The sequence below is a fragment of the Calothrix anomala FACHB-343 genome, from assembly GCF_014696435.1.
Taxonomy (GTDB): domain Bacteria; phylum Cyanobacteriota; class Cyanobacteriia; order Cyanobacteriales; family Nostocaceae; genus Aulosira; species Aulosira anomala_A.
Genome location: NZ_JACJQG010000002.1, coordinates 18,226 through 29,991 on the forward strand (window position 1 = coordinate 18,226; position 11,766 = coordinate 29,991).

The 11,766-nt window shown below is 38.5% G+C and carries 11 protein-coding genes and 1 pseudogene; all 12 read left to right on the forward strand.

Annotated features, from left to right (window positions below; all coding sequences use genetic code 11):
- Nucleotides 1-114: 114 nt before the first annotated feature.
- The 12 genes and pseudogenes from H6G08_RS01055 (at nucleotide 115) to H6G08_RS01110 (ending at nucleotide 11,659) form a co-directional block, all read left to right on the forward strand.
- On the forward strand, nucleotides 115-1,203 hold the full coding sequence (locus H6G08_RS01055) for an NAD-dependent epimerase/dehydratase family protein (RefSeq protein ID WP_190538586.1): 1,089 nt from the start codon (nucleotides 115-117) through the stop codon (nucleotides 1,201-1,203).
- On the forward strand, nucleotides 1,178-2,530 hold the full coding sequence (locus H6G08_RS01060; RefSeq protein WP_190538455.1) for an MFS transporter: 1,353 nt from the start codon (nucleotides 1,178-1,180) through the stop codon (nucleotides 2,528-2,530). Before H6G08_RS01055 ends, H6G08_RS01060 begins: the two co-directional genes overlap by 26 nt.
- The gene (locus tag H6G08_RS01065; RefSeq protein ID WP_190538456.1) at nucleotides 2,527-3,858 is read left to right on the forward strand and encodes an alpha/beta hydrolase; all 1,332 of its coding nucleotides are present in this window, start codon (nucleotides 2,527-2,529) and stop codon (nucleotides 3,856-3,858) included. Before H6G08_RS01060 ends, H6G08_RS01065 begins: the two co-directional genes overlap by 4 nt.
- A gap of 39 nt (nucleotides 3,859-3,897) precedes the next feature.
- Nucleotides 3,898-5,028: a cysteine peptidase family C39 domain-containing protein gene (locus tag H6G08_RS01070; RefSeq protein WP_190538457.1), complete on the forward strand. Its 1,131-nt coding sequence runs from the start codon at nucleotides 3,898-3,900 to the stop codon at nucleotides 5,026-5,028.
- Entirely contained in the window at nucleotides 5,012-5,347 is a 336-nt protein-coding gene (locus H6G08_RS01075; RefSeq protein ID WP_190538458.1) for an acyl carrier protein, read from the forward strand. The genes H6G08_RS01070 and H6G08_RS01075 overlap by 17 nt, the downstream gene beginning before the upstream one ends.
- A complete protein-coding gene (locus H6G08_RS01080) occupies nucleotides 5,347-6,684 on the forward strand; it encodes an ANL family adenylate-forming protein (protein WP_190538459.1) in 1,338 nt (445 codons plus the stop codon). The genes H6G08_RS01075 and H6G08_RS01080 overlap by 1 nt, the downstream gene beginning before the upstream one ends.
- 61 nt (nucleotides 6,685-6,745) lie before the next feature.
- Complete coding sequence (locus H6G08_RS01085; RefSeq protein WP_190538460.1) at nucleotides 6,746-6,997, forward strand: hypothetical protein; 252 nt, start codon at nucleotides 6,746-6,748, stop codon at nucleotides 6,995-6,997.
- A complete protein-coding gene (locus H6G08_RS01090) occupies nucleotides 6,987-7,604 on the forward strand; it encodes an acyltransferase (protein ID WP_190538461.1) in 618 nt (205 codons plus the stop codon). Before H6G08_RS01085 ends, H6G08_RS01090 begins: the two co-directional genes overlap by 11 nt.
- 25 nt (nucleotides 7,605-7,629) lie before the next feature.
- Nucleotides 7,630-9,267, forward strand: a complete 1,638-nt coding sequence (locus H6G08_RS01095) for a glycosyltransferase family 39 protein (protein WP_190538462.1) — start codon at nucleotides 7,630-7,632, stop codon at nucleotides 9,265-9,267.
- A gap of 48 nt (nucleotides 9,268-9,315) precedes the next feature.
- On the forward strand, nucleotides 9,316-9,786 hold the full coding sequence (locus tag H6G08_RS01100) for a GtrA family protein (protein WP_190538463.1): 471 nt from the start codon (nucleotides 9,316-9,318) through the stop codon (nucleotides 9,784-9,786).
- Nucleotides 9,783-10,571 (forward strand): annotated as a pseudogene (locus H6G08_RS01105) (polyprenol monophosphomannose synthase); the annotation flags it as partial. The gene H6G08_RS01100 and the pseudogene H6G08_RS01105, both read left to right, overlap by 4 nt.
- A 59-nt stretch (nucleotides 10,572-10,630) precedes the next feature.
- Entirely contained in the window at nucleotides 10,631-11,659 is a 1,029-nt protein-coding gene (locus tag H6G08_RS01110; protein ID WP_190538465.1) for a class I SAM-dependent methyltransferase, read from the forward strand.
- The last annotated feature ends 107 nt before the right edge of the window (nucleotides 11,660-11,766 follow it).

Consider the following 11,766-nt stretch of genomic DNA (forward strand, 5'->3'; position numbering starts at 1 on the left):
GGTTGACTGTTCAGATGAATAGCTAACTAATAAATCCCCATTTAATATAAACATCCACCTAATTATTTGGGAAAATAACGACAAATGACAAATGACAAATGACAAATGACAAAAATGAAAAAATTACTTGTTACTGGCTCATCAGGATTAATCGGTTCGGAAGTTTGCCAATATTTTGCTAATCAAGGTTGGTTTATTCATGGTATTGATAATAACCAAAGAGCAGTTTTTTTTGGCCCCCAAGGCGATACACGCTGGAATCAAAAACGCTTAGAATCGCAAATTAAAGGCTTTGTACATCACGAAATAGATATACGCGATCGCGCCGCAATTTTAGACATAATTTATAGCCTCAAACCAGATGCGATCGTACATACAGCAGCCCAACCCAGCCACGATTTAGCCGCTTCAATTCCCTTTGATGATTTTGAAACCAATGCTGTAGGAACGCTTAATCTTTTAGAAGCGACTCGTCAATTTGCTCCAGAAGCGCCTTTTATCCATATGTCTACCAATAAAGTATATGGAGATGCGCCCAATCAAATCCCCATGATCGAGTTAGCAACCCGGTGGGATTATGCCGAACTTAACTATCAGTATGGTATACCAGAATCCTTTTCCATTGACCAATCAAAACATTCTATTTTTGGTGCTTCTAAAGTTGCTGCGGATATTATGGTGCAAGAATATGGGCGTTATTTTGGACTACAAACTTGCTGCTTGCGCGGTGGCTGTTTAACCGGGCCTAATCATTCTGGCGTAGAATTACACGGTTTCCTCAGCTATTTAGTCAAATGTAACTTAGAAGGTCGCACTTATCAAATATTTGGCTATCAAGGTAAGCAAGTAAGAGATAACATTCATTCTTTTGATGTAGCCCGTTTGATAGATGAGTTTATCAAGTCACCTCGCTGTGGTGAAGTTTATAACTTAGGAGGCGGTAAAGATAATACCTGTTCAATTTTAGAAGCATTTGATATTGTATCTTCTCTGACGAATAAAAAAATGATTTTTGTGTATAGAGATGAACACAGGCAAGGGGATCACAAGTGTTATTATAGTAACTTAGACAAAATCAAAACCCATTATCCCAATTGGTCTATAACTAAGGACTTAGAATTTATATTTTCCGAAATTGTTGCCGCTTGGTCTGATAAATTAACACTAAATCAGCATCATGAAATATGTAAATCAACTAGTTGAATTAATTCGTGAACTCCGCACCTTTACTCTTTTTTGGCTCGGACAGTCCCTATCGGAAATTGGTACGCGCTTAACAGGATTTGGCTTGAGTATCTGGGTTTATCAAAACACTCACGCTGTAGCCCAATTAAGCTTAGTTTTATTTTTTACAACATTACCTGGTGTATTAATTACTCCCTTTGTGGGTGCATTAGTAGATAAATGGAATCGCAAATGGACAATTATTTTTAGTGAAATCGGTGCATCTGTGGTTACATTATCACTTGCCTTACTGCTACTAACTGATAATTTACAACTCTGGCATACCTATGTAGCTGCATTTTTCACCTCAGTCTGCGGTTCTTTTCAAATGACAGCCAAAGCCGCCGCTTTACCGATGATGGTTCCTAGTAAGCAAATGGGAAGAGCCAATGGTTTGATACTTTTTAGTTCCGCAGTAGGACAATTAGCTGCACCAGTTTTAGCAGGTTTGATCATTGTTAATTTCCAACTCCAAGGCTTGTTACTGATTGATTTTTGTAGCTATTTTATGGGACTGGTGACATTATTAATCATTGATATTCCTCAACCAGAACCTAGCGTACTCTCAACTAGAGGATTTATTGCTATTATTAATGACATTATTTACGGCTGGGAAAACATTTCTTCCCGGCTATTTTTAATGATTATCATGGCATTCATGAGCATTAATTCTTTTGTTAATGGCATGATTACAGTTTTGATTAATCCCTTGATATTATCCTTTTCTACCGCCACAACATTTGGCAGCGTCATGTCAATTGCTGGTTGTGGCATGGCGGCTGGTAGTATGTTTATGAGTATTTGGGGAGGAGGAAAAAAATATCTTTCTTCTCTATTTATATTTGCGGCTTTAAATGGCTTAGGTTTAATAATTGCTGGGATAAAACCCTCTATTCCAATCATCACCTTGGGGATAACTATATCGTTTTTTACCCTGCCGATTATTCTCAGTATTAATAATACAATTTGGCAAAATAGCCTGAACCCTAGCGTTCAAGGAAGAGTGTTAGGACTATTCTATACTGTTACAGGTTTAGCAGCCGCTTTTGGTAATCTCGGTGCTAGTCCACTCACAGACAAAATTTTAGAACCGATGCTAGAACCTGATGGCATTCTTGCTAACAGTATTGGCAAATTAATTGAAACAGGTTCCGGTAGAGGAATTGGTTTTTTAATGATTATAGCAGGTCTGCTGATGTTAGTAGTATCTATCAGTTTGTACAGTTATTTTGCCTGGAATAAAATTAATGAAGTGACTAATACAGAAGTAATAATTAATAATCAAGAAATTATCAATGATTTATGAACATAGACTGTCAGCAAAACATTAAAAAAGCAACTAGAGGAAAGATAGAAAAAATTGCATTACAATCAAAGATTTTAGCTGGTCACCGCAAGTTATATCTCTATCTACCCCCCAGTTATACAGATAATTCTACACAGCGTTATCCTGTCCTTTATATGCACTATGGACAGCACCTGTTTGAACCACAAAAATTAGATAGTGAATCTTGGCGGGTGCATGAAACAATTGAGCAGCTACTGGATGCTGATTTAATTGATGAAATGATTGTTGTCGGGATTGGGGCTGACCCTGCTACTGTAGTATCTGATTACTGGCACTATGCAGGCTTATATAAAAATCAACCACTGACAGGTCATACCTACGAAAGCTTTATTGTCCAAGAGGTGAAGCCGTTTATAGATAGAAATTTTAGAACTTTCAGCGATCGCTCTCACACTGCAATGATCGGCTCTTGTTCTGGTGCAACTGTCAGCTATAACATTGCAGAACGCAACCCCGATGTTTTTGGCAAAGTCGGGATGATATCACCTGCTGTTCGTAGCATTGATACTAATACTTGGTTGTACTCCTGGCCGATGCGTAAACCAGAGTTTATGCTCTGGATTGATGTTGGCGATACTGAGGGGATTTATACCTCTCCTGTGAGAGAATTTGTTGATCAACTAATTAATCAAGATTGTGAGCCTAATAGTGATATTTTTTACTACCTGGAACCCGATGCAGCTCATCATGAAACCTACTGGTGTAACCGTCTAAAGAACCCACTACTACTTTTTTTTGGTAAAAAAGGTCAGCCAGTTTCCTTAGAACTACAAGGTGAGAACATTCTAGGGCTAGGAAGCAAACCATTAACAGTTAATCCCATTGTGGAGTATGACACCGGCTTTCGATGCACCGCTCTCACTGGTAATTACTATGTTGAGCCACCAGAGATGATTACTGTAGAACAGGGGAACCGAATGACTGGACTTTCTCTAGGCACGACCAAGGTATTTTTCTCTTCTCAAGGCTTAGAAACATCACGGAGTTACACAGTGGTATCCAGTCTTGCCGATCAAGTGCAAGTTCACCTACGCGCCCATGTTCCAGAACATACCCCAGAGGTTGAGCAGATATATTTTGGCACATTGCCTTTACAGCGAAGCAGTGTAAATACTTATGAAGGCAAATATACTTTACCACGAGGTTTCGCCTTAAGAGATGTTTTTAGCTGTGGGATGCGTAACTTTGAGCGACAAAAGGACGGTTCACCGATACCACTGAGGTTGTTACAAGCACAGGATAATACAGAAATAGAGTATAAAATTGAACGCTGGTCTAAGTTTTAGTTGGTAACTTGAAGATTGTATCAAAGTAGAAAAAATGATATGGAGCAAATCACCCTTACATCAGAACTGAGGCTGGAAGTTCCTCCTTATTACCAGTGTCACTACCCGTTAGTGGATTTGCATTTGTGTCAAAAGACTGGTAAAAGTATGCTCAGTATCGTAGCTAATTCCGAGTTTTGGAGTGTTCCTGTCTTTAGTGTAGAAACGGCTGATTTAGTGCCGAATCCAGTCATCATTAGTAGGGAGAAGCTATTTAAACAGGAAATGGACTTATTTGAGTTAACGATCGCAAGTGTATCTTCTGTTGAGGAAGGACTGGCTCAAATCAGCAACCGTATCCAACGTAATGAACCCGTAATTATTTCCGGAACTACCTACGAACTGCCATACAGTCCAGACTTCCACAATCCCAATTATCTCCAACCTCGCAATACTTCTGCTTTAGGTGGTAATTTTCAGATTGCGGATCACTATATATCTGTGATTGGAATAGGAGGTGACGAAGTTTTACTTTATGACCCCATACCAAACAAATTTTTTGGTACTATTTCCCTGGAATCATTAGCAGAATTTTGGCGCGGTAATATCCAGTTTGAGGTATTTACTAAAGCTAGAGGCTTTTCCATGCTTGTTAGCTACGGTATAATCAACGTGACATTTGCCGCCAATTATCAAAACGAAAAGCTAGATCGTATAGCAATTAATATCCTGAATCGGGTCAATAATGCCTTTTTGGAAGGACGGACAAGAACTAGACCCGGTAGGATTTATTTGTCAGGTGTGGCTCTGAGCAATTATATCTATGAAGCTTTTAGTTCCTACTACTCCACTACAGGAGAAATTCCCCAATCCTTGGGAAAATGTCTCTTTGATATGCGTTGGAGTCGCTATTGTCTTCGGGATTTGCTCGATGATATGAATCAACAATTCAATTTTCCTCTCTCAGAAATTGTTGATCAAATGCTAGCGATCATTGATTTATGGGAAGAGGTTTATAGAATATTTCTCACTCTTGTCCGCAAAAAGTCTGCCGTCAAAGATGAGCAAATTCAGAAATTTATCAATTTTTTGGCTGGGACGATTAAGCGTGAACACGAGTTCCACTGTCAAATCCAGGATTGGTTAAGCAAATCCAAAGTGAGGGAAATCTTAAATGCAAGAACGCGCTGATCTCAAGGAAGCTGTTCAGGAGATTGTCCTAGCCTGTATTGCAGAAGTAACTGCACAAGGTTGGGGTCGTATCCAAATTGAAAAAGGTCAGGCTGCTAATATTCTAGCAGGGGGTGGATTTATTGATTCATTGGGACTTACCTCATTGCTCGTAACGATTGAGCAAGATGTTGAGGTAGAGTTAGGCATCACAATTAATTTAACTAACACAATTACCGAAATTACGCCAAGCAGCACCAATCCATTGGCTACTGTAGGCACATTAACTAATTATATAGTCAATTGTATTAATAATGCTACTGTCTGCGGGGGTGTCTAATGGCTATCGAATTTCTGCTAGAGAGGTTTGATCAAAGCAAAGATGCTGAGGCACTGATCTGGCGCGATCGCTCACTGTTGTATGGTGAACTGAGAGAACTAGTCAAATTTTGGCAGGAAAGTTTAGAGCAACAAATGATACCCAAAGGTGCAGTTGTCGCCTTGGAAGCAGATTTTTCACCCAATGCTGTTGCCTTGTTATTATCGTTACTTCAGCGTAATTGCGTGGTAGCACTATTAACAGCAGAGATGAAAACAAGTCGAGCTGAGTTGCGCCAAATAGCGGAAGTAGAATGGATCGTCAAAATAGATGCGGAAGATGATGTGAAGATTGAACAAACGGGAACTCAAGCTACACATCAGCTACTGTGTCAATTGCGCGATCGCCAACATCCAGGATTGATCATTTTCAGCTCCGGTTCTACAGGCAAAAGCAAAGCAGCCATCCATGATTTTGTCTTGATCCAAGAGAAGTTCCAAACTCTACGACCTGCACAGAGGACACTGCTATTTTTACTATTTGACCATATTGGCGGGATCAATACCCTGTTGCATGTTCTGGCCAATGGAGGATGTGCTGTTATCCCGTTGGATCGCTCTCCAGAAACAGTAGCAGCTGCGATCGCCAAGCATCGAGTACAGCTACTACCTACCTCACCCACCTTTCTCACACTCCTGCTTTTGAGTGGTGTCCATCAGCAATACGATCTGTCTTCCTTAGAAATTGTTACCTATGGAACAGAAGTCATGCCACAAAGCGTCCTCAACAGCTTAAACCAGCTTTTTCCCCACATCCGCTTTCATCAAACCTACGGACTCACCGAACTCGGTATCATGCGCTCAAAATCGCGATCGTCTGATTCTCTCTGGTTCAAGCTAGGCGGAGAAGGATATGAAACCCGCATCGTTAACGGAATGCTGGAAATTAAGGCCAAAAGTGCCATGCTAGGCTACTTGAACGCTTCAGCACCTTTTACTTTAGATGGTTGGTACATGACTGGAGATGTGGTGGAAGTTGACGGTGAGTGGCTGAGAATCCTCGGACGTAAATCCGAATTAATTAACGTTGGTGGACAGAAAGTCTATCCAGCAGAGGTGGAGAGTGTTGTACAAGCGATGGAAGGTGTTTTAGAAGTCTCCGTCAAGGGTGAAGCAAATTCGATTACTGGAAATATAGTTACTGCTAAGATTCGACTGGCTACAGATGAATCCTTGCGGGATTTTCGCACCAGACTACGAGCATTTTGTCTAGATAAACTAGAGTCTTACAAAATTCCCTTGCGCGTAACACTGGTGGAAGAAAGACTGCATAGCGATCGCTTCAAAAAAACTCGTTAGTTTCTACAGACAAATCCAGAATGTCCGCTTTTATTAATTTAGAATTTTCCATTAGTAAAACATGAAAAAAAATTTTGCCTGGTTGCATAAAATTGAGGTATCTAAAGAATCTACTTTCCACTGTGTGGGAAATATATTAGGAACAAGAATCTTCATTAAAGGAATAAATAATCATCTAGAAATCTCCGAAAATACAAACATCCTTAATTATGATATTGTGATCAAAGGCAGTGATAATTGTCTAAAGTTTGACAATGATTCTGGAGCAAATGGTAATCATGTATCTTTAACAATGTGGAAAGATGAAGATTAAGAAAAACATGAATAATAGCTTGAGTCAACTTCTGCCTTGGAAACAGAGACAGCATCACTGGTCTCATCAATTGGGCGTTAATCAACGCATCGAAATTAAAGGAACTAATAACCAAGTGACGATTGGTAGTGGCACAAATGTGTACAACTTACAAATTGTCATTCATGGTAACAACAATAAACTTGTAATCGGCAAGAATTGCATTGTTGCTGGCTTTATGGAAATGTTTGGTAATGATAATGAAATTAGCATTGGTAGTGAAACATTGTTTTCAACAAATGTGCGTTTAGTGGCACATGGAGGAAAACACATCAGAATTGGTGAGAGATGTCAAATCGCTGATTGCGCTGATATCCGTACAACAGATAGTCATTCCATTTTGAATGCGGAGGGTGAACGTATTAATCCTGATGAGAGTATCGAGATTGGCGATCGAGTTTGGCTTACCCGTGAAGTCATGGTATTAAAAGGTGCAATCATTGGTTCTGATTCAGTGATTGGGCCTCGTTCCATCATTACCAAACAAATCCCATCTAACTCACTTGCAATAGGAATTCCTGCTAAAGTGGTGCGGACAAACATCACCTGGTTATTTGAATCTATATAGTGCTGTTCCTGGCTATAAACATAGAATGAACCAACCGCAATTAATAATAAAAACAAATCCGCCAACTTGGTTAAAAATTTTAGTAATAATCCTGATAGGATTAAGTATTTTCTTTCGCTTTACAAATTTAGGACAAAAAATATATTGCGGTGATGAAAATTGGACATCTGTAGCAATCTCTGGACACACAGTAGCCGAGTTACAACAGGAAGCTGCTGATAGTAAAGGCACAATTTCTATTACCACATTTAGCAAATATCAACACATCAATCCAGAGCGGGGTGTGGCTGATACAGTCAATTACTTAATTACCTCAGACCCCCAACATCCTCCTCTGTATTACGTCTTGGTGAGATTATGGGCGCAAGTATTTGGCGATTCGCCTACTGGGGTGAGAAGTTTATCAGGAATTATCAGTATCTTAACATTTCCTAGTATATATTGGCTGTGTTTAGAATTGTTTGATTCGGCAATTGTGGGATGGGTGGCGATGGCTTTAATGGCTGTTTCTCCCCTGCATCTGTACTTTTCTCAAGAAGCCCGTCAATACAGTTTGTGGATGTTAGAAATTATAGTATCTAGTGCAGCTTTATTGCGAGCTATCAGACAAGAAAATCAAAGTAATTGGGCTATTTATAGCCTGACATTAGCCTTGGGTTTATACACTCATTTATTCACAGTTTTCATAATGATACCTCATGGTATTTATATAATTATTCAGCAACAGTTTCGTTTCCACAAAACCCTAATCAATTATCTTCTAGCGACGATTGTTGCTTTTTTAATGTTTTTGCCCTGGCTGAATGTGATTATAAAACATCTTCACACAGCAATATCGTTAACTTCAGGGTATACAATCAAATGGATAGATAATCCTTTTGAGCTAATCGCTATTTTTCTAATTCGATTGACCAGGACATTTTTCGATATTAATTTAAGTTTATCTCTAGGATTGTGGAGTAGCTTGGAACTGGAAGGTCCTGTAATTTATACTATCTCTGAATTAATATTGAGTTTAATCTTAATCATTTATCTAGTATATTTATTTTTCAATAATTCTCTGAATAAACCAGTCATACTGGTTTTTTTATTAGGTCTGATTCCTGGTATGTTATTGATTGCATCTGACCTATTTACTGGCGGTATCCGCTCGATTCAAATTCGCTACCAGTTACCTTTATGTATCAGCCTAGAAATTCTTGTAGCCTATGTTTTAGCTTTCTACATTTTTCAAGAAAAAACTTGGATACATAAAATTAGCCAATTAATGATCGTGGTATTATTAATAGGCGGTTTGATTTCTGATGTCAATTTTTTTAAGACTAGTAATTGGTGGATACAATCTAGCAGCACGTTGATTAAAGAAACATCTGAATTCATTAAAAAATTAGATAAACCTTTATTGGTAACTAATAACAGTCCTATTAATTTAGGAGCAATCTTAGCCTTAAGTAATTATTTACCAAAACTTCCTTTGTTGCCAAGGGCTGATGATGATATGCGACCCATTAAGCAAGATTACAATCAGATTGTTTTTATGTACAACAATAGTAGTTTATTTCATCAAATAGCTGAGGATGAGAAATATGATTTAAAAGTAATCAGAGTATTGAATCCACCACCTGGCGGTTTGTGGGAATTTGTGAAAATTGCTCATAAATGATCAATATATTCGATAATGGAGTAATAATGCTAATTAAGAAGAATCAGAATGAATAATTGGGAAATTTATCAACTCATAAATCCACTGAGTTTACATCGTTTATGGGTGTTGATTAGTCGCCTGATTCGTTTTGCTATCGTGGGGTTTAGTGGCGTATTTGTAGATTTAGGAGGGTTTTATTTTCTGCATGGTTTATTAGGTTTATCTTTAACTACCAGTGCAATTATTTCCACAGAGTTAGCAATCATCAATAATTTTATTTGGAATGATATGTGGACGTTTGGCGATGTCTCAACGCCAAAAAATTTAGTTACTCAACAAGTCCAAAAATTTGGCAAATTTAACCTGATTTGTTTAGTGGGTATGCTGGTAAATGTTGCAATTGTAAATTTTTTAGTTAATAAATTTACAATGAATGCATATATGGCAAAATTAATAGCAATTATTTGTGTGACCTTCTGGAATTTTGGCATCAATTTGAGGTGGAACTGGCAAATTAAATATACAACTGAATCATGATTTCTAATAAATCGAAAGCTCTGATACCAGCGCCTACAGGCGCAATGAAAATTCCTTTATTTTCCGAACTTCCAAAACCCCATGAGCCAGTTTATCTCTCGCTAATTATCCCTACCTATAACGAAAGTAAGAACATTTTGGCAGTGGTTCATGTGTTGAGCTATTTGCTTGATGAAGCCTTACCAAATAATTACGAATTGATTGTGATTGATGATGACAGTCCCGATCGCACTTGGGAAATTGCCCAACAACTAACCAGAGATTATCCTTACCTGCGTGTGATGCGTCGTCAGGAAGAACGAGGCTTGTCTACGGCAGTAATTCGAGGTTGGCAGGTAGCTCAAGGGCAAATATTAGGGGTAATTGATGGTGATTTACAACATCCGCCAGTGGTGTTACTCAAGCTATTAGAAGCGATCGCCCAAGATGCAGATTTAGCTGTTGCTAGTCGTCATGTTCCCGGCGGTGGAACCAGTGATTGGCAAATACATCGGCGGTTTTTGTCACGGGGGGCGCAATTTTTGGGATTGCTGATTTTACCCAGTGTTCTCAGCCGTGTTTGCGATCCCATGAGTGGTTATTTCTTAGTGCGTCGAGATGCGATCGCGCAAAAGTTAATGAATCCCCTTGGCTACAAAATTTTGATTGAAGTCCTCAAGCGAGGTGAAATCAATCAAATCGCTGAAGTCGGCTATGTTTTTGTTGAACGTCAAGAAGGAGCAAGTAAGGTTACTTGGCGACAATATTTAGAGTATCTGATGCATTTGTTTCAACTACGTTTTTCCTAGTAGAATTGCCAGCTATTTTGTTTTAGTTTCCTTTGAGTTTAATAGAGGTATATATCATGGCAAAAGTTACTGCTACAGTCTATGACACAATTGATCCCTACCAGTGGGTGACAGATATAGCTCATCAAGCTTGGAAAACTAGAGATCGGGAAGTTTGGGCTAACAACATTCAAGACTTGATTACCCCTGATGCAGTCATTCTTGATGCTGGATGTGGATTAGGAAGATTACTGCCTCGGTTTTGGCAAGCTAAAAAGATTGTTTTAGTTGAACCCGATCGGAAGAGATTTTTGCACGCTTCTGTAGTAGCCAATTGTCTACTTAACTCAGATGAAGAATTATTAGAAAAATTAAAAGATGACGGTTTTTGGCAAACTCAAGAATATGAGAATTTACTGCAAGCAGCCTATACATCACCAGTCAAAAGTGATAAAGTCCATCTTTTGAATGATGTTATGCAAAGTCCCGCCATTGGGCAATATGGAAAATTTGACCTCATCGTTTGCTCACACATTTTTGAACATATTTCTTTAGACATTATTCAAGAAAGTATTGCCGCTTTCTATGACTTTCTCAAACCCAATGGCTCTTTAGTAATATTTGCTTGCAAATCTCCTACTCTTTATCACGTTCGTCTCACAAAGGAGTTCGATCATCAAAACATTCTGATTACACGGTCAGAATTTGCCGAAATTTGTCAAGGTGGCCCTAATGCAGGTTTAGGCATTCGTTATCTACCTTTTGATCTGTTACAAACCATCCTGGCTAATCCATTTAATCCCAGCTTGCAAGAGACATTTCCCGAGGAATTCAAATCAGAATCAGCATATTATCAACTCCCTAATCAACCGCTATTCACTATCAAGCAATGGGAAGCCTACCATTCTGAGTTTTATACTCATAAAACTCAGAATGTCGGTACATATATTGAATATCCCCAAATTCAAGCTCGTCTCTATAGACCAATAAAACCAATAGAAAGTGTCGCCGAGATATTAGATCTAGAACACCACGTGAATCAAAATGAAACTTTAAAGAAAATGCATTTAATTGATATGGTTGTGGTTGCCAATAAAAATGAATAATGATACTTTACAACCCAAAAGTTGCTGATAATTATTGCTGATTTTTGGCATTTGCATAAGTCTAAAATAGACAATTTTGTAGTGAATTTCAGTAAAAATATTGGTAT

What these genes read in the sequence shown, in the direction of transcription:
- H6G08_RS01055 (WP_190538586.1), top strand. Translation starts at nt 115, where the DNA reads ATGAAAAAATTACTTGTTACTGGCTCATCAGGATTAATCGGTTCGGAA.
- H6G08_RS01060 (WP_190538455.1), top strand. Translation starts at nt 1,178, where the DNA reads ATGAAATATGTAAATCAACTAGTTGAATTAATTCGTGAACTCCGCACC.
- H6G08_RS01065 (WP_190538456.1), top strand. Translation starts at nt 2,527, where the DNA reads ATGAACATAGACTGTCAGCAAAACATTAAAAAAGCAACTAGAGGAAAG.
- H6G08_RS01070 (WP_190538457.1), top strand. Translation starts at nt 3,898, where the DNA reads ATGGAGCAAATCACCCTTACATCAGAACTGAGGCTGGAAGTTCCTCCT.
- H6G08_RS01075 (WP_190538458.1), top strand. Translation starts at nt 5,012, where the DNA reads ATGCAAGAACGCGCTGATCTCAAGGAAGCTGTTCAGGAGATTGTCCTA.
- H6G08_RS01080 (WP_190538459.1), top strand. Translation starts at nt 5,347, where the DNA reads ATGGCTATCGAATTTCTGCTAGAGAGGTTTGATCAAAGCAAAGATGCT.
- H6G08_RS01085 (WP_190538460.1), top strand. Translation starts at nt 6,746, where the DNA reads ATGAAAAAAAATTTTGCCTGGTTGCATAAAATTGAGGTATCTAAAGAA.
- H6G08_RS01090 (WP_190538461.1), top strand. Translation starts at nt 6,987, where the DNA reads ATGAAGATTAAGAAAAACATGAATAATAGCTTGAGTCAACTTCTGCCT.
- H6G08_RS01095 (WP_190538462.1), top strand. Translation starts at nt 7,630, where the DNA reads ATGAACCAACCGCAATTAATAATAAAAACAAATCCGCCAACTTGGTTA.
- H6G08_RS01100 (WP_190538463.1), top strand. Translation starts at nt 9,316, where the DNA reads ATGAATAATTGGGAAATTTATCAACTCATAAATCCACTGAGTTTACAT.
- H6G08_RS01110 (WP_190538465.1), top strand. Translation starts at nt 10,631, where the DNA reads ATGGCAAAAGTTACTGCTACAGTCTATGACACAATTGATCCCTACCAG.